The sequence below is a fragment of the Parasphingorhabdus sp. genome (assembly GCF_039982395.1).
Lineage (GTDB): Bacteria > Pseudomonadota > Alphaproteobacteria > Sphingomonadales > Sphingomonadaceae > Parasphingorhabdus.
Window position 1 is genome coordinate 130,390 of sequence record NZ_JBDWYO010000006.1, and the last position, 18,778, is coordinate 149,167.

General features: G+C 53.2%; 14 protein-coding genes and 1 tRNA gene. 10 read left to right on the forward strand and 5 right to left on the reverse strand.

Annotated elements, in window-relative coordinates:
- Positions 1–13: 13 nt before the first annotated feature.
- The gene (gene astD / locus ABJV08_RS10750; RefSeq protein ID WP_348039486.1) at positions 14–1,459 is read right to left on the reverse strand and encodes a succinylglutamate-semialdehyde dehydrogenase; all 1,446 of its coding nucleotides are present in this window, start codon (positions 1,457–1,459) and stop codon (positions 14–16) included.
- Between the two features lie 124 nt (positions 1,460–1,583).
- Complete coding sequence (locus tag ABJV08_RS10755) at positions 1,584–2,984, reverse strand: protein adenylyltransferase SelO family protein (protein WP_348039487.1); 1,401 nt, start codon at positions 2,982–2,984, stop codon at positions 1,584–1,586.
- 60 nt (positions 2,985–3,044) lie between these two features.
- Here ABJV08_RS10755 and ABJV08_RS10760 point away from each other — a divergent pair, with 60 nt between their 5' ends.
- The 5 genes from ABJV08_RS10760 to ABJV08_RS10780 all read left to right on the forward strand — a co-directional run bounded on the left by ABJV08_RS10760 (position 3,045) and on the right by ABJV08_RS10780 (position 7,398).
- Entirely contained in the window at positions 3,045–3,908 is an 864-nt protein-coding gene (locus ABJV08_RS10760) for an alpha/beta hydrolase (RefSeq protein ID WP_348039488.1), read from the forward strand.
- A gap of 32 nt (positions 3,909–3,940) precedes the next feature.
- Entirely contained in the window at positions 3,941–5,086 is a 1,146-nt protein-coding gene (locus ABJV08_RS10765; RefSeq protein ID WP_348039489.1) for a glycosyltransferase, read from the forward strand.
- A gap of 80 nt (positions 5,087–5,166) precedes the next feature.
- Positions 5,167–6,570 (forward strand): nitronate monooxygenase, encoded by a 1,404-nt coding sequence (locus ABJV08_RS10770; RefSeq protein ID WP_348039490.1) that lies wholly within the window; start codon positions 5,167–5,169, stop codon positions 6,568–6,570.
- Between the two features lies 1 nt (position 6,571).
- Positions 6,572–7,027 carry a GNAT family N-acetyltransferase gene (locus ABJV08_RS10775; protein ID WP_348039491.1) on the forward strand — a complete coding sequence of 152 codons (456 nt, stop codon included), beginning with the start codon at positions 6,572–6,574 and terminating at the stop codon, positions 7,025–7,027.
- A gap of 11 nt (positions 7,028–7,038) precedes the next feature.
- Entirely contained in the window at positions 7,039–7,398 is a 360-nt protein-coding gene (locus tag ABJV08_RS10780) for a hypothetical protein (RefSeq protein WP_348039492.1), read from the forward strand.
- On the opposite strand, the gene ABJV08_RS10785 is transcribed toward ABJV08_RS10780, so the two are convergent.
- The gene (locus ABJV08_RS10785; protein WP_348039493.1) at positions 7,395–8,714 is read right to left on the reverse strand and encodes an ammonium transporter; all 1,320 of its coding nucleotides are present in this window, start codon (positions 8,712–8,714) and stop codon (positions 7,395–7,397) included. The genes ABJV08_RS10780 and ABJV08_RS10785 overlap by 4 nt on opposite strands.
- 99 nt (positions 8,715–8,813) lie before the next feature.
- Positions 8,814–9,812, reverse strand: a complete 999-nt coding sequence (locus ABJV08_RS10790; RefSeq protein WP_348039494.1) for a D-glycerate dehydrogenase — start codon at positions 9,810–9,812, stop codon at positions 8,814–8,816.
- 110 nt (positions 9,813–9,922) lie between these two features.
- Here ABJV08_RS10790 and ABJV08_RS10795 point away from each other — a divergent pair, with 110 nt between their 5' ends.
- Positions 9,923–10,399 (forward strand): SH3 domain-containing protein, encoded by a 477-nt coding sequence (locus ABJV08_RS10795; protein ID WP_348039495.1) that lies wholly within the window; start codon positions 9,923–9,925, stop codon positions 10,397–10,399.
- 17 nt (positions 10,400–10,416) lie between these two features.
- Here ABJV08_RS10795 and ABJV08_RS10800 read toward each other — a convergent pair whose 3' ends face one another.
- Positions 10,417–11,607 (reverse strand): acetyl-CoA C-acyltransferase, encoded by a 1,191-nt coding sequence (locus tag ABJV08_RS10800; protein WP_348039496.1) that lies wholly within the window; start codon positions 11,605–11,607, stop codon positions 10,417–10,419.
- A gap of 150 nt (positions 11,608–11,757) precedes the next feature.
- Between ABJV08_RS10800 and ABJV08_RS10805 the strand changes: the two genes are divergently transcribed.
- From ABJV08_RS10805 to ABJV08_RS10820, 4 genes are all read left to right on the forward strand, one after another.
- Positions 11,758–12,519, forward strand: a complete 762-nt coding sequence (locus ABJV08_RS10805; protein WP_348039497.1) for an A24 family peptidase — start codon at positions 11,758–11,760, stop codon at positions 12,517–12,519.
- Between the two features lie 104 nt (positions 12,520–12,623).
- A tRNA-Leu gene (locus tag ABJV08_RS10810) sits at positions 12,624–12,708 on the forward strand.
- Positions 12,709–12,903: 195 nt separating this feature from the next.
- A complete protein-coding gene (locus ABJV08_RS10815) occupies positions 12,904–15,459 on the forward strand; it encodes a TonB-dependent receptor (protein WP_348039498.1) in 2,556 nt (851 codons plus the stop codon).
- 229 nt (positions 15,460–15,688) lie between these two features.
- Entirely contained in the window at positions 15,689–18,550 is a 2,862-nt protein-coding gene (locus ABJV08_RS10820; RefSeq protein ID WP_348039499.1) for a TonB-dependent receptor, read from the forward strand.
- Positions 18,551–18,778 lie beyond the last annotated feature (228 nt).

Consider the following 18,778-nt stretch of genomic DNA (forward strand, 5'->3'; position numbering starts at 1 on the left):
CGCCTAAGCTAAGCTATTTTGCCGGGTCAGCTTCGGACTGGTCTGCTGCGTCTTCGTCTTTGAGCCCGATACCAATTGACGCTCTGATATTCTCAGACTCCAGTGAAACAACCGGATAGGCACAATAATCGGCAGCATAATAAGCGCTGGGCCGATGGTTGCCGGACAACCCGATTCCACCGAAAGGCGCCTCGGAAGAAGCGCCAACCGTCATTTTGTTCCAGTTCACAATACCAGCGCGGCTGTTCGACCAATATTGTTCATAATGTTGAGCGGTCCCGCCAAGAAGAGCAGAGGACAAGCCATAGCGTGTGTTATTGGCTTCCGTGATAGCTTCTTCGAAGTCGTGAACTTGAATGACCTGGAGGATCGGCCCAAATAATTCGATATCAGGGCGTTCCTTGAGGTCGGTTACATCAATGATTCCGGGGGTGAGGAAGGGGCGTCCTTCTATCGGCCGCGCCATATGTTTGATGGGCTTTCCGCCGTGGCTCATCAAGGCCAGGAAACTCTCGGTCAGGCCATCGGCCGTTTCATTGTCGATCACCGGGCCCATGAACGGAGCAGGCTTGGCAAAGGGGTCGTCAATGATCAAGCGGTCGGATATTCGTTTCACTTCCTGGATGAGGCGATCATAAAGCGTATCTTTGACGATCAGGCGACTTGCGGCCGAGCAACGCTGTCCGGCGCTCAAAAATGCAGACTGCACGATGAGAACGGCGGCGCTGTGGATGTCGTCTGTATCCCAAGCAATGATGGGATTGTTGCCACCCATTTCCAAGGCTAATATTTTGTCCGGGCGGGATGCAAACTGGCGATTAAGGGCAATGCCGGTGCGCGCAGAACCCGTAAACAAAACGCCATCCAGTCCATCATTTGCAGTCAATTGCTTGCCGGTTTCCGGGCCTCCATGTAAAATGTTGACCACGCCAGTGGGCAAGCCGGCCTTGCCAAATGCGTCAATCAAATATTGGCCGACGGCAGGTGTTTTCTCCGAAGGTTTGAACACAATGGTGTTGCCGGCAATCAAGGCTGGAATGATGTGCCCGTTGGGCAGGTGGGCGGGGAAATTATAAGGGCCGAGCACGGCAAGAACACCATGCGGTTTGTGGCGTAAGGCGGCGCGCATGTTGGCTGCGCTTGGCAGTTGTCGTTGGGGCGTCCGATCGGCAAAGGCATTGACCGAAATGTCGATCTTCTTGATGACGGATTCTACCTCTGTACGGGACTCCCACAAAGGCTTTCCGGTCTCGCGGGCAATTAGTTCGGACAGTTCATCGGTGCCGGCACGGATGCGGTTCGCATAGCGGCGCACAGCCTCAATGCGTTTCACCAAGGCCAAAGCCGCCCAACCCGGCCATGCTTCGCGTGCGCTGGCAACTGCAGCGTCGGCGTCTCCGCTAGTTCCTGTCCATAGGATGGCCCCTGTGGCGGGTTCTGTTGAAATCAGGTCGGTCAAACTAGCCTCTGTCTTCTGTCGCTATACTCATGCAACAATGCCATATGGCACAACTGTCATACTTGGTCATGGCCCTTATAGAAGTGCAAATTATATCGCCAATGGTTTAAAGAGGCGAAACCTTCTATCCATTGCGTAAAGCCGCCCCCATCCCACGAATATCATTGATTTTATTTGATAATCTCTCCCAATCATCATTATTTGCGATGGCGGACCAAATCGCTTCGACTTCCTCGATATGCATCGAACAAGGGCTTGGCCCTGTCCAATAATCACTGAGTGGAACCCGCGAAGCTGTGCGCTGGCCTATTAAATCCCTGAACGTGGAAAATTCTGATGAATTGTCTTCTGGATTGACGAAGTTTCCGGATTTTCCCCAGTCAAAGAAAAATTGATCAATTTGGGTCTTTTTTTCGGCCAGTCCTTTTTCCGCAGCGACTATTAAATTGCGGTCTTCTTCAAATCCCTCGGACTTGACGCCTAGCCGCCAGCAGAAATGTTCGGTGAATGCAGTTCCATAGGCCTTGGGAAAGGCCTCCAGCGTCTCAACCAACGGATCGCTCTCCGCTACAAGGCGCAGGGCGCTAGCCAATTGGGCGAGATTCCAGTGCAGCGCTTCTGGCTGTCTGCCGAAACAATATAGGCCCTCGTGATCGAAATAGGCTGCGGTAAAGCCGGGCTCCCAATAAGGCGTGAAGCGCCAAGGCCCATAATCGAAGCTTTCTCCGGTGATGTTGATATTGTCGGTGTTGAGCACGCCATGAACAAATCCGGCGGTCATATAAGCGCCCGCCAATTTGGCGACTTCCCGGGCTATTTTTGCGAATAATTCTGTTGCCGGATAATCGCTTTGAACGCCGCCATAATAATGTTCCAGACAATAGATGACTAGCTTGTGCATCAGCTCTTCATTTTTTTCATAGGCAATGCGTTGGAAGGTGCCGAAGCGGATGTGGCTGTGACTTAACCTGGTCATGACTGCAGACCGCGTGGGCGACGGTTCGTCGCCGCGTTCCAGTTCTTCTCCTGTTTCAACCACGGAGAATGTTTTGGACGTGTTGACGCCGAGCGCTTCGAGCATCTCTGTGGCAAGGATTTCGCGGACTGCGCCCTTCAGGGTCAGCTTTCCATCACCGGACCGGCTCCATGGCGTTGTGCCAGAACCTTTCGTCCCAAGATCCATCAGCCGCTTTTCATGATCCCGCAATTGCGCAAACAGAAAGCCGCGACCATCTCCGATTTCGGGATTATAGTTTCGGAACTGATGGCCATGATAGCGCAATGCCAGCGGCTGAGAAAGATTGTCCGCTAAAGGTTCGAATTGTCCGAAATGGGATAGCCAGTCTTCTTCGTTCAGCCTGTCCAGCCCCACGCTTTTGTCCCACCGATCGTTTCGAAACCTCAGAATGTGATCCGGAAAACTTGCGGGCAGCGCCGGATCGCCAATCTTTTCTCCCAATTGGGTGATCCGGACGTCAGGCTTATAATTGGATCCGGCGGGCTCGGCTTGCGGTTTATATGGCATTTTTGGACTGTGGCGGCTAATCGGTTTCTCAGCAAGTGGGAAGACGGGGACAATTGCAGCATGAGCGAAGAAAAAGCCTATCAGGACCTTTACTGGGAATCCGATGATGGATTGAAATTATACGCCAGAGACTATCCATCGGATAGCGACAAGACGCCTGTGATTTGCGTCCCTGGGTTGACCCGTAATGCCCGTGATTTTGAACATCTGGGTGCGATCCTTCAAGGTGGTCGGCGAATCATCATGCTGGATTTGCGCGGCCGCGGCATGAGTGAATATGCCAAGGACAGCAGCAGTTATAATCCCAAACAATATGTCTCCGATATCATCAAGTTGATGGATGAGCTGACTCTTCCGAAAGCGGTCTTTTTCGGGACGTCGCTGGGCGGCGTCATCACGATGATCATGTCCAAGATGCATCCCGGACGCATCGCCGGTGCGCTGTTAAACGATATCGGACCGGAACTGGATCAAAAAGGCCTCGACCGGATTGCCGCTCACGTAGGCCAAGGGCGTAGCTTTGACACTTGGGCCCACGCCGGCCGTGATATGATTGAAAACAGTGGAGATATTTTCCCGGATTTCACGCTGAAAGAGTGGATTGGATTCGCGAAGAAAATCTACCGCATGAACAGTTCTGGCCGGATCAAACTGGACTATGATATGAAAATATCGGAGCCTTTTGACAGCAAGGGCGGCGGCAGCGGGGCTATGTGGAATGCGTTAGAGTCCATGAAAGTCACACCCACTTTGATTTTGCGAGGCGAGCTATCCGATCTTTTTAGCGATCAAGTTGCTCAACGCATGCTGGAAATTTTGGATCAGGGCGAGTTGATTACGGTTCCGCGCGTCGGCCACGCTCCAACGCTCGAAGAGCCAGCCTCGCTTGACGCGATCAACCAATTGCTTCACCGCATTGACTGAATATTTATCCAACAGCCGAACATGAAAATCGCATGAAGCCAGCAAAGATATTGCACCTCCACAGCACGTTCAATCTGGGCGGCAAGGAGGCGCGCGCCGTAAGGTTGATGAACCATTTCGGTTCCGCCGCCGAACATGTCATTCTGTCAGCGCAGCCCGATGCGCTGTCGGCCCGTGATGCTATTGATCCCAAAATAAAAGTCGCATTTCCGAAAGATGCACCGCCGCTAGCGGGGAAGCCTGCGCTGAAACGATATCGCGAGTTTATAACCTATTTCAGGCAATTTGATCTGATCCTATCCTATAATTGGGGCTCGATGGATGGCGTGATGGCCCGAACCCTTTTCTCCCGAGCTGGCGGGTTGCCGCCATTAATCCATCATGAGGACGGATTTAACGAGGATGAGCAGCTAAAGCTCAACTGGAAAAGAAACTGGTTCCGTAAATTTGCGCTGGGCGCGTCGCATGCACTGGTGGTGCCATCCGAGCAATTGGCGGGTATCGCGAAGAACGTCTGGAAGCAGCCGGAACAGAAGACCCACCGGATTCCCAACGGCATCGATATCAAGCGTTTCGCAAAGAAGCCGCAGCGGGGCGCTATGCCCGGCTTTACGCGGCATGAGGGCGAGGTCGTCGTCGGAACCGTCGCTGGTTTGCGCGCGATCAAAAACCTTCCGCGTTTGGTGCGGGCTTGCGCTGCAGCGGGCGATAATGTCCGCTTGGTCATCGTTGGCGAAGGCCCCGAGCGTGAGGCCATATTGGCCGAGGCTCAGCGCTCTGGGCTGGGTGACCGCTTGCTGATGCCTGGCTTCATGGCTGATCCGGCCCGCTATATAGGTCTGTTTGATGTTTTCGCATTGTCGTCCGATAGCGAGCAATTCCCGATTTCTTTGATTGAAGCTATGGCGGCGGGACTGCCGGTTGCAGCGACCGATGTCGGGGATATTAAGTCCATGGTCTCGCAAGCCAATCAGGGGTTTATCAAATCGCTGGATGATGAAGTCAAATTTGTCGAAGCCATCACAACCTTGAGCCAGCACCAGCAGTTGCGTGAAGATCTGGGGATGCAAAACCTGCAGAAAGCGCAAGCGGAATATAACGAAAGCAAAATGCTGGCACGCTATGGTTTGTTATATGGTCATGCCATGGGACGGGCCGACTTTGGTTCGGTCAAATAGTGAATTTTATGATAGAGTTTTTACGAGCATTTTAGTCTGCCGCCGTCTATATCGGCCTTAGGGGAAAAGAGGAGAATTCATTGTTCAAGGGGTTAAAACCCATCCAGTATAATGGCCAGGAAGTATGGCCATTGATCGAGGGTGGAAAAGGCGTCGCAGCTACCAATCATGCCAGTTCAGGAGCTTGGGCTGCTGCTGGCGGCATTGGTACGGTATCCGCAGTCAATGCAGACAGCTATGACGCGGATGGCAATGTCATCCCGCAGATATATCACGGACGGAAACGCGAAGAGCGGCATCAGGAATTGATCCAATATGCGATTGATGGTGCGGTCGAGCAAGTCACCCGCGCTTATGAGATTTCCAACGGCAAGGGCGCGATCAATATCAACGTCCTTTGGGAAATGGGCGGCGCGCAGCAGGTGCTGGAAGGGGTTTTGGAAAAAACCAAAGGCATGGTTGCCGGTGTCACTTGCGGTGCTGGCATGCCCTATAAATTGTCCGAAATCGCGCAGCAATATGGCGTAAACTATCTCCCGATTATCAGCTCCGCTCGTGCTTTCCGGGCACTGTGGAAGCGGGCCTATAAAAAGGTTCCCGATTTGATGGCTGCGGTGGTCTATGAAGATCCGTGGTTGGCTGGTGGTCACAACGGCTTGTCCAATGCAGAAGACCCTAGAAAACCGGAGGATCCCTATCCCCGAGTCAAGGCGCTGCGCGACACGATGCGCGGGGAAGGCATTGCCGACAGCGTGCCGATCATCATGGCTGGCGGTGTCTGGCATTTGCGCGACTGGGACAATTGGATCGAGAATGAAGAACTGGGGCAGATTGCCTTCCAACTCGGCACGAGGCCCTTGCTGACCAAAGAAAGCCCGATTCCGGAAAGCTGGAAGAGCGAATTGACCAAGATCAAGGAAGGCGACATTCTTCTCCACAAATTCTCGCCCACTGGTTTCTACAGTTCCGCGGTCCGCAACGAATTTCTTCGCAGTCTGGAAGCGCGATCCGAGCGCCAAATTCCCTACGCAACGGAAGAGGGTGGTGAACATACGCACCAACTGGATGTTGGCGTTAAAGGCAAGAATTTCTGGGTAAGCAAAGCTGATCTTTTACGGGCACGCGAATGGGTTGGCTTGGGCCACACCATGGCGTTGAAGACACCCGACAGCACTGTGATATTCGCTGCGCCGGAAGAATCGAAAATGATCCGCAAGGATCAGGCGGACTGCATGGGGTGTCTGTCTCATTGTGGATTTTCTGCATGGAAAGATCATGACAGTTTCAGCACCGGGCGGCTTGCCGATCCGCGCAGTTTTTGTATTCAGAAGAGCCTGCAGGAAATCGTCCACGGGGCTCCGGTCGAAGAGCATCTGATGTTCGCTGGCCATGGTGCTTATAACTTCGGAACCGATCCATTTTATTCCAACGGGTTTGTGCCGACTGTGAAGCAGCTCATGGACCGGATATTGACGGGGGATTGAGTTGGATATCCGGCTAGATGATCTGAGTGGCGAGCAGGTTCAGGCCTTGCTGGCAGCGCATCTGGCCGGAATGCAGGAAAATTCGCCTGCCGACAGTGTATACGCTCTGGATCTAAGCGGATTGCAAACGCCCGACATGTCTGTCTGGACCGCTTGGGATGGTGAACAGCTGATGGGCGTCGGTGCTTTAAAGCAGCTCTCGCCGACGGCGGGAGAAATCAAGTCAATGCGCACCGATTCAAGGCACCTGCGCAAGAATGTCGGCTTGTCAATTCTCGATCACATAATTGCGGAAGCCAAATCGCGGGCTTATCTCCGGTTGAGTTTGGAAACTGGTTCGGGTGAAGAATTTGAGCCGGCGTTGAATATGTATCGCAAACGCGGGTTCGTGAATGGTGACGCGTTTGGCGACTATCTCGCCAGCGACTTCAATCAGTTCATGCATTTGGAATTATAACGGGGGCAGAGATGTTGGAACGAATATGCTGGCTGGTTCTGGCTTTGGCTATTCACCTTCCTCCTTTTGCAGCCTTTTTCGCCCCATCCTTGATCACGAAACTATACGGCGTGGCAACGGACGACGTCGGATTCTCCTTGTTCCATCACCGGGCCATCTTGTTCGGCATTGTCATGATTTCTTGTCTTTGGGCCGCTTATGATCCCAATGTCCGGAAGCTTGCTGTCGTGGTCACGGCGCTGTCGATGGTCAGTTTCCTGGCGATCTATTTCGGCTACGGCCAGCCGCAATCGCTCAAGACAATAGCCTTGGTCGATGGCGCTGGTTTGCCGTTTCTAGCCTTTGTAAGCTGGAAAGCCTTTGCGACTTAATCGAGATCCCACGCCCGTTCGCCATGGTTGGAAATATCCAGACCATCGCGCTCGTCATCTTCGCTGACCCGCATGGGCAGGATGAAGCTTATGCCGAAGCCGAGAATTGCGGTGGCTATCGCTGACCATATGGCCACTGCGCCGACACCGATAAGCTGTGCCACAAACTGGCTGCCAAAAGCCATGCCTTCGGAATAACCGGTTCCGCCAAAGCCTTCGGATATGAACAGGGCCAACAGCAAGCTGCCTAGAATGCCGCCAACACCGTGAACCGCGAAGACATCGAGGCTATCGTCAATTTTGAAGCCGTTCTTGACCAGGGCCACCGCATAGAAACAGACGACAGCAGCCGCCAAGCCGATTAGGATGGAAGCGCCTGGGCCTACAAAGCCTGCCGCAGGAGTGATCGTGGCCAGTCCGGCAATCGCACCGGTTGCGACACCGATGGCAGTCGGCTTGCCGACTTTGAATTTCTCGATGAGAATCCAGACCAGTGCGGCGGTCGAGGCCGCGATATGTGTATTGACGATGGCAGAAGAGGCATCGTCAGTTGCCGTCAACGCGGAGCCGCCGTTAAAACCGAACCAACCGACCCAAAGCATGGCTGCACCGACGACCGTCAGGGCAGGGCTATGCGGAAGCATGAGCGTTTTCGGCCAGCCCATGCGCTTGCCGAGCATGATTGCGACGACCAGTGCGGATACACCAGCGGTCGTGTGCACCACGATGCCGCCGGCAAAATCGAGGACACCCAGATTGCTGAGCCAGCCTCCACCCCAGACCCAATGGGTAACAGGGGCATAGACCACCAGCAGCCAAAGTGCGGAGAAAGCAACGACCCAGCCAAAGCGTGCACGTTCCACCCAGGCACCGATCATCAGGGCAGGGGTGATTACAGCAAAGGTCATTTGGAACATCGCAAATGTTGATTCCGGAATGCTAGTGCCTTCCCGAACGTTGCCGAGATTGTTGAACATCCAGTTGATGCCATTGCCTAAAAACCCGTTGGTTACCTCGCCAAAGGCCAATGTATAGCCAACGACAACCCAAAGAACCGAACAAATGGCAGCAACCGCCATGCACTGGATGAGTACGGACAGGAAGTTTTTGGAACGAACCAGACCGCCGTAAAATAACGCCAGGCCTGGCAAGGTCATCAGTAGCACCAAAGCAGTGGAACTTAATATCCAAGCGGTGTCGCCACTATTTGCAACATCGGCTGCAGTGGCTGGATCAATAGTCTCCTGCGCGTTGAGCGGTGATGTCGCCCAGCTTGCGGCAAGCAGCAAGCCCATTGATTTGATTGGATACTTCATATTGTTCCCCGAACTTGTATTTATGTTGCGCTCGCTTGGCTTGGCGAATCACATTTTTCGATTTTCTAGTCGAGACGACGCAGGGACTCAACGGAAAGCTTAAACCCAACCGTCGAGCACTTGATCGGGCGGGCGATGGCCGTCCGCCCATACGCGAATATTGGTAATGACGCGCTCGCCCGATGCTTCGCGGCCTTCGAAGGTTGCGCTGCCCATATGGGGTAGCAATACGGTGTTTCGAAGCGCGTGAAAACGCGGGTCGATATCCGGTTCATTCTGATAGACATCAAAGCCGGCGCCACCTATTTTTTCATTTTCTAGGGCTGTCAGCAAAGCGTCTTCATCCACCAGATCGCCGCGCGCGGTATTGATCAGATAGGATGATGCTTTCATCTTGCCGATACGTTCCGCGTTGATCATCTCGTGTGTTTGTTCGGTATGGGGGCAATGTAGCGAAATGATGTCGCATTCACTGATTAGTTCATCAAGATCGCTAACAAAGCTAGCCCGCAGAGATTCTTCTACTGCGGGCGGAAGCTGACGGCGGTTGTGATAGAAGATCGACATGCCAAAACCGGACGCACGACGAGCCACAGCCTGACCAATGCGGCCCATGCCTATTATCCCGAGCTTCTTGCCACCGATACAATGGCCCAGCATGCCTGAAGGCTTCCAGCCTTCCCATTGACCGGATCGCATCAATTTCTCGCCTTCGGACAAACGACGCGGCACCGACAGGATTAGCGCCATGGTCATATCTGCCGTGTCTTCTGTGAAGACGCCGGGCGTATTGGTGACCATTATTTTTTTCGCCCGCGCCGCGGCAAGATCTATATGATCAACACCTGCACCAAAGCTCGCGATAAGACGGAGCCTGTCGGGTGCATTCTCGATCATTTCAGCATCGATATGGTCGGTGACTGTGGGTACGAGGACATCGCAGTCGGCCATTGCCGCAATGAGGTCTTCGCGGCTAAACGGAGTGTCTGCGTGATTGGGAACCGCATCAAAAAGCTCGCTCATGCGATCCTGATTGGCGTCCGACAATTCGCGGGTAATGATGACACGGGGATTAGCGGGGCGGGGTGAGTCTGGCATAAGCAAATCGCTATGCCCGAATTTTGGTTCAGGTCAAGCAGGCGGCTCTTGAAGCGGGACCCAATTCTGGGCTATGCTAGCGGCAATCGGGGAAGAAGTAACCAATCACTATGCGTATTTTTCTATCCATATTTATTGGGATGTCGGCTCTGGTCCTGTCATCGCCAGCCGTGGCACAGCAAGAACCGCCTTATTGGGCATCTATTGACGAACCTGAGGCGCGCATGCGTACGGGTCCCAGCACTGAATATCCTACGATGTGGCTTTACAAACGGGAAAAGCTGCCGGTAAAAATCTTGGCCCGCTACAAGTCATGGCGCAAGATTGAGGATCATGAAGGAACGCAAGGCTGGATGCACGCCCGTCTGCTCAGCGCCGGCAGAACAGGACTTGTGCTGGCGACCAGCGGAAAACCGGTCGCCATGCGCGCCATGCCTGATGAGAATGCCAAAATTGTGTGGCTCGCGGAGCCGGGTGTTGTTGGCAGCCTGTCACAATGTGAAAGGACTTGGTGCTTGTTTGATGTCACCGGGCGACAGGGCTATGTTAGCATCACCGATATCTGGGGCGATGAACCTTTGAAATAGTTTAGCCGGTCCGCTGATCAATCGGTCAGTTCCAGAGCAACTGCTGTGGCTTCGCCACCGCCGATACACAAAGCCGCGACACCTTTTTTCAAGCCGCGCTTTTTCAATGCTGCGATCAAAGTCACCATGATCCGGGCACCGCTGGCGCCGATGGGGTGGCCAAGAGCAGTCGCTCCACCATTCACGTTCAGCTTGTCGCGGCTGATGCCAATGTCCTGCATAGCGAACATCGCAACACAGGCGAAGGCCTCGTTCACTTCCCAGAGATCGACGTCGGCGACAGACCAGCCGGCCTTTTCCAAGACCTTTTGGATGGCACTAACTGGTGCCGTCGTGAATTTTGCTGGTGCATGGGCATGGGCGGCATGCGCAACAATCCGAGCAACAGGCGTCAGGCCTTTTTCTTCCGCAACGCTTGCGCGGGAGAGAATCATTGCCGCTGCTCCATCCGAAATAGACGACGCATTAGCAGCCGTAATCGTTCCGTCTTTTGCAAAAGCGGCGCGAAGTTGCGGTATCTTGTCCGGATTGCCTTTGAGCGGCTGCTCATCCTTGTCGACTGTGACGCTGCCTTTGCGGGATTTGACTTCGACGGCGACTACTTCGTCATCAAAAGCATCACCTTCGACTGCCGCTTTTGCACGGGAAAGCGATTCGATCGCGTACTCGTCCTGTGCTTCTCGGGTCAGCTGATATTCGCCGACGGTTTCTTCTGCAAAACTACCCATGGCTTTGCCCGGATCATATGCGTCTTCGAGGCCATCGAGGAACATATGATCTTTTGCTTCGGCATGGCCAAGGCGTGCGCCGCTTCGCATCTTGGGCAGCAAGTAAGGGGCATTGGTCATGCTTTCCATGCCGCCGGTTACGATGATGTCGATCGATCCCGCTGCGAGGGCTTCTGCACCCATGATGGCGGCTTGCATGCCGGATCCGCACATTTTGTTCACCGTGGTTGCTTCCACCGACTGCGGCAGGCCAGCAAAAATTGCAGCTTGGCGGGCAGGGGCCTGGCCTTGTCCCGCGGACAGCACATTGCCCATATAGATGCGTTCCACATCGGCGCCGGCAACGCCAGCCCGTTCGACGGCGGCCTTGACCGCAACAGCACCCAGATCAGGTGCGCTGACTGCTCCGAGTACACCTTGCATGCCACCCATGGGCGTGCGGGCATAAGAAAGAATGACGATCGGATCGGGATTGGACATGGATTGGCCTTTCTGGGTTGGTTGCGATGCTCTCGGCAATCGCGAATCTTGCAAAGGACATAGGCGTGGCCATTTGCTTTTTCAATTGCGGCATTGAATGCCAGATCGGACCGTGCCAATTCGTTCCGGCAATTTTCTCTGGAGTTCCTGTTGCCAGATTTTCTCATACCAACTGCCGGCGTTTTTCTAGGACTGATCATAGGTAGCTTTCTGGCGACTCTGATTCTCAGGTGGCCAGAAGGTCGCTCGGTTGTTTCCGGTCGGTCCTCCTGCGATGATTGCGGGCTTCAACTTCGTATATGGGAGTTGATCCCGGTTGTGAGCTATGTCCTTCAAAGCGGGAAGTGCCGCCAATGCGGTAAGGCGATTGCCCATGATCACATTGCCATCGAACTGGCTGCCGCGTTGATTGGCGGATTGGCTCTCTTCGCTGCGCCGGATCTGAACGGCCTTGCTGGCGCATTTTTCGGTTGGCTGTTGTTGACGCTAGCCGCGCTGGATGTGCGACATCAGTGGCTTCCCGACCGGCTGAATGCGATTCTGGCCATGTCCGGATTGACCGCCTGTTTCGTGATCGCTGTGCCAACGCTAACCGATCGTTTGATTGGAGGATTCGCTGGCTTTGCGTCGCTAGCGCTCGTGGCTGCCGCTTATAGAAGGGTAAGAGGTCGTGAAGGCTTAGGCGGAGGTGACCCCAAGATGCTGGGTGCGATTGGCTGCTGGCTCGGTTGGCAAGCATTGCCGCTCGTTATCCTTGGCGCCAGCCTGGTTGGAATATTAGTGGCGATATCCTGGCGGTTGCGGGGGAAGGCCGTCGCTTCCGACAATATGCTGCCGTTTGGAAGTTTGATGGCGATAACCGCTTTTCCCCTTTGGCTTTATCAGACGGCGAGCAATGGCTTGCTTTATTGATTTGCGGCGACTTGCAATATCATTGGAAAAAGCCGTTGCCAGCGCAAAGGCTAGTCGCTAACAGAGCCTCGATTTCGCTGATTGTCGATTGACGCAGCCTAAGTGCCCCTGTGGTGGAATTGGTAGACGCGCTGCACTCAAAATGCAGTTCCGCAAGGAGTGCCCGTTCGAGTCGGGCCAGGGGCACCATCACCTGAACTAGGATCAATTGTGACTTAGTTGCAACGATATCAGGCTTTCCACAAAAATTGCTCAAAATTTGCGGTGCTCGGGGCATATACACTGGACTATTTTGTCCACTTGCATCAGTGGCCAGCCATTAATTAGCCAATCTGTTAAAACTTATTTCACGCTCACGACAAATTCGGGGCGCAGGAGAAACAAATGAAAATCGCTAAGTTTTTGGCCGCAACTGCACTTGGTGGCGTCGTTGCCGCTGCACCAGCCTATGCACAGGATGCTCAGGGCGAAGAAACATTTGATGACAATGTCATCATCGTTACTGCTACCAAGCGTGCGCAAACTCTTCAAGAAACCGCCGTGTCGGTTTCTGTTACCACCGGAGCCACGCTCGAGACCGCACAAATTCGCGACGTGCTCGACTTGCAGACGGTTACGCCGTCCTTGCGTGTTAGCCAGTTGCAGACATCTTCGGCATCGACCTTCATCATTCGTGGCTTTGGCAACGGCGACAACAACTTCGGCATTGAGCCATCTGTGGGCGTGTTCATTGACGGCGTTTTCCGTTCGCGTTCAGCTGCTGCGCTCTCCGATCTTCCTAATGTTGAGCGTATCGAGGTGCTGAACGGCCCGCAATCGACGCTCTTCGGCAAGAACGCTTCCGCTGGCGTTATTTCGGTCATCACGCGCGAACCACAGTTCGACTTTGGTGGTTCTGTTGAAGCCGTATACGGAAACTTCAACAATGTCGTTCTGAAGGGCGATATTACTGGCCCGCTGTCAGAGAGTATCGCATTTTCGATCGACGGTAGCTACAACAGCCGTGACGGTTACTCCAATATTGTCAATTTGAACGAAGAGCAGAACAACCGGAATCGTTGGGCTGCCCGTGGTCAACTTTTGTTCGAACCGACAGCGGATCTTAAAATTCGTGCGATTGCTGATTATTCGCGGATCAACGAGATTTGCTGTCAGGTCACGACCGTTGTCGCTGGACCAACAGCCGGAGCGATTCAGCTGCTTGGTGGTCAATTCTCGACCGATCGTTTCAGCTATGATGCGTTTCTCAACCAGGTTCCGATTAACAAAGTCGACAATTACGGCGGCTCTGTTCAGGTCGATTATGAAGCAGGTGCACTTTCCTTTACCTCGATTTCATCGTACCGCGAGCTGAAGAACCTGTTCGTTTCGGACATCGATTACAGCAGTCTTGATGTTGCGAACGAAACCCGCAACCAGCGCGTAAAAACGCTAACCCAGGAATTCCGGATTGCCTCTGACTTTGATGGTCCGATCAACTTCCTGCTCGGTGGCTATTATTTCGACGAAAGCATCTCGCAGATCAGTCAAATCGAAAACGGCACGCAAATTCGTGACTTTTTCGAAATATTGGCTGGCGGAAATCCGGCTGATGTAATCGCCGGCAACCCGAGCGTTTTCAACGGCGTTGAAGCGGGCCTTGGCCTTCCTCAGGAATCCATTTTCCTCACGCCGCTGCTCACAGCCGAGCAGTTTTCGATGGACAATACGTCCTATTCGATCTTCGGCACGGTTGATTTCGAGCCGATTGAAGGCCTCGTCTTCACTGGCGGGTTCAACTATACCGACGACAAGAAGGACTTCGCACTCGCCCAACAAAGCTTCGATCCATTGGGTCAGGTCAACTTGGTTGATGCATTCATCGTTGGCGCAAGCGGCGGCACTGTAACCTCGCGGGCTCAATTCCAGGCACTTCCGGCGGCCAATCAGCAAGCTCTGCTTGCTGCTGCAACCTCTGCCGCGAACCCGCTGCTTGGCTTGGCAGCGTTTCAATTCCAGCCGTCCTTCCTGACCATCCCGAATGCGGTTGAAGATGGCCGGACTCGCGATGACAAGTTCACCTATCTGTTGCGCGCAGCCTATGCGATCTCAGATGAGGTCAATGTCTATGGTAGCTATGCAACGGGCTTCAAAGCGAGCTCGGTCAACCTGTCGCGTGATAGCCGTCCTTCGAGTGCCGATTTTGTTGCAGGACCGGGTGGCTCAACGTTCGCTGCTCCGGCATCGCCAATCCTTGATGCCGGTCTAGCGCTTCCAAACCTGAGGAGCGGTTCGCGCTTCGCAGGACCCGAGAATGCCACCGTTTATGAAGTTGGTATCAAAGGTCAGTGGGAAGGCTTCGGCTTCAACCTCGCATTGTTCGACCAAACCATCAAAGGCTTCCAAAGCCTCGCCTTCACCGGCACCGGCTTTGCCTTGCAGAATGCTGGTCAGCAATCGGTCAAAGGTTTCGAATTTGATAGCACCATTAGCCCGACTGAAGGCTTGGTCTTCACATTTGCAATGACCTATCTTGATCCGTTGTTTGATGACTTCCCGGGCAGCGTTCTGGGTGATTTGACTGGCGTAAAACCAGCCGGCATCCCCAGTTTGGCTATTTCAACATCTGCAACCTATTCGCATGAATTTGGCGGCAGCGGGAATATGTTGATCACGCGTATCGATTACAGCCATGAAAGCAACACGCCGATCAACAACGGCTTGCCAACGTTTAATGCTGGATTGGGCAACACCCAGATTTTTGATCGCGAGGTCAATCTGGTCAACGGTTCCATGACGCTGAAACTGGACAATGGTCTGCAAATTGGCGGTTATGTTCGTAACCTGTTCAACGACCAATTCATTACCACTGTGTTTGATGGCGTGGCGCAAGCTGGAACGGTTTCCGGTTATCCAAGCGCTCCGCGCACATATGGTGCAGTGGTTCGCTTCAAGTTCTAATCGGAGCAAATCTTCGCGAAAAAGAGGCCCTACCGGGAAACCGGCAGGGCCTTTTTTGTGCCCAACTTCCGCACAAAACCTGCCGAATGATGCAAAAACAGAATGTCGATATGCAGAAATTGCAATTAGAGTCTGGACTTAACTGCGTGATTAGTTGACTATCCGTCCTGTGGAGAGATGAGCAAAAGCGTCACTATCCACAATTTGAGTTGGGATTTGGGAGAGAGAAATGCGTAAATCGCTACTGTTAGCCGCTACAGCTATATCGACAATGTCTGCACCTGCCTTGGCGCAGGAACAAGAAGATGGTGCGATTGATGACAATGTCATCATTGTTACCGCGCAGAGACAGGCGCAAAGCCTTCAGGAGGTGCCGGTCGCCGTTTCGGCCTTCGATAGCAAGGCATTGGAAGCCCAGCAGATCGAGAATGCTAGTGATTTGCAGCTAACGCTGCCCAATGTCTCGTTCACGAAGAGTAACTTTACAGCATCCAGTTTTACCATCCGTGGTATTGGCGATCTTTGCGTAGGGGTTTCCTGCGATTCTGCGACCGCCATCCATTTGAACGATTCACCACTTTTCGGAACCCGTCTGTTCGAAACAGAATATTTCGATCTGGAACGTGTCGAAGTCCTTCGTGGTCCACAAGGGACTTTGTTCGGACGGAATGCTACATCCGGTGTGGTCAATGTGGTTACGGCCAAGCCTCAGCTAGGAGAGCTGGGAGCATCACTTGAGGGTGAGTATGGCAACTTTAATTCCTATAAAGTCAAAGGGATGGTCAACGTTCCGGTTGGCGACACGCTGGGTTTTCGCGTTGCCGGCTTCTATTTGAAGCGCGATGGCTATACCGAGAATCTTTTCGACAACAGCCGCATCGATGGTCGTGACATGTATGCGGTGCGCGGTTCGATCAAGTGGGAGCCGACACCAGACACAACAATCGACCTGATGGCCTATTACTTCCGCGAAAATGACGACCGTGCGCGTATTCAGAAACAATTGTGTCAACGGGATCCTACAGGCGTTCTGGGTTGTCTGAACAGCCGCCGCGATTTCGACAAGGTCAATACCAATGCAACCTTTACCGGCACGTTGGGATCATCTGAGTTTTTCGCGATTAACGGCCTTCCCGGTGCACTTGGTCTGAACAGCCTCTATGGTCCCGATGGCCACGCGGGATTTGTTGAGCCGAATGATGTCCGGCAGGTCCGCACCGACTTTACGCCGGAATATTTCACCGATGAGCTGCAGTTGCAGGGCCATTTGGAACATAATTTCGGTCCGATCCAGGTTGGCTTGACCGGAACCTATCAGGAAACCAGTGTCGATTCCCGGCAGGATTATAATACATCGGTTCTCAGTCGGACCGACATTGATTCCGCATTGGGAACCTTAGGATTTCTCTCACAACCAGGCTTCCCGCTTGCTGCGTTCGCTCCGGTTCTGGGAGCGGTCACTTCGGGAACGCAACTTTGTACATCGGAAACAGACCCAACGGGTCTCGGCAGCTACGGCGGCAACAGAATCTGTGCAGATACACCGATTTCACTCGATCGTTCCAATCAGGATCAAGAATCTTGGTCGGCTGAAGCGATTATTTCGAGCGACCTGGATGGTCCGTTCAACTTTCTGCTCGGCGGTATCTATGCCGAGAGCAAAGTTACAGAAAACAGCTATTATGTGAACACTTTTGCGATCGACTATATCGCGGGTATTCTCGGCGGTGGCGCTGGCTATTTGGGAACGCCATTTTTCCGGAACAACACGCAATTCTTCAAATTGAAATCCTATGGCCTTTTCGGCGAAGCCTATTTTGATATAACAGATACGCTGAAAATCACCGGTGGTCTCCGTTACAATAATGACAAGAAAACAGTCACGGCTCGCTCCACGTTGGCCAGCTTCCTTGTGCCCTTCGGACAAACGGGCAATGCCTTCGATTCCCCATTTGTCGGTGGGTTTGATGCCGATCCGGGAACAGCCGGGAACCAGTTGGTGCAAACGCGCAGTGTTGCCTTTGATGAGATCACCGGCCGTTTTGTGATCGATTGGCAAATGACGGATGATAATCTGCTCTATGCGTCCTATTCGAGAGGCTATAAATCCGGTGGCATTAACCCACCACTGCAACCGATTTTCCAGGTGTCCGAATCTTTCGGCCCAGAGCAAATCGATGCGTTTGAGATTGGCTCGAAAAACTCCTTTGCAGGAGGCGCGCTCGTTCTTAACGCGACGGCTTTCTACTATAAATATAAGGGGCTGCAGCTTAGCCGCATCATTGCACGGACATCGGTCAACGATACGATTGATGCCGATATCTATGGTGTTGAACTCGAAGCAGTCGTCCGGCCTGACCCTGACTGGATGATCAACCTGGGATTCAGCTATCTGAAAACAAAGGTTGTTGGAGATCAGCTGTTTAGTAACCCACGCGATCCGGGTGGTGGACGGGCTGATTCAGTCATCATCAAAGACATCACAAATGGTTCCAATTGTGCTGTTGTTCCAGGAACTGCTGGCAATGGAGCGGGGGCGAACGCCTTTGTTGCAGCCATAAACGGGGGGCTTGGATTGCAGGCACCGGGGGCATTTCCAACGGATGGCGGCATCGCCTCAACCGGTGCATTCGGGATTTGTGCCGTTCTTACCGGTCAAGCCGCAGCCATCGGAGCCGGCTTTGATCCCGCAGGCATAACCGTCTTGAGCCCCGGTGTTCAAGTCAATCTGCGCGGCAATGCGTTGCCCCAAGCACCGGTCGCGAAGGTTTCAGCTGGTGTGCAATATACCCATAACTTTGACAGCGGTTGGACGCTCGTACCGCGGGTTGACATCGCTTATACCGGCGACCAATTCGGCAGCGTTTTCAATGGAAATGTGAATAAAATCAATGGTTTTGCGCAAGCCAATGCGTCTCTGCAATTGAACGGCAATGATGATAAGTGGTTTGTTCGTGCCTTCATTCAGAATATTTTTGACAGCAACTCGACGACCGGTCTCTATTTGACGGATGCTTCATCGGGTCTGTTCACAAATATATTCACGCTGGATCCCCGGCGTTATGGCATTGGCGCTGGCATCAAATTCTAGACGCTTAAACCGAGTATAATAAAGCCCTGCCGATAAAACGGTGGGGCTTTTTTTCGTCGAGTCAATTCTGCGTGGATATCCAGACCTTGGAGACTCTCGGCAGGCTAGAGCCCGTTAGATTTTTATAATTGGTGAGAAGCTGCCTGATCACCGGACCACGTTTCGAGAGACTTGAAATTGCGGTAGCCGGTAACGCGCAGCAAGCCTTTAGATTGATTAGTTCAGCGC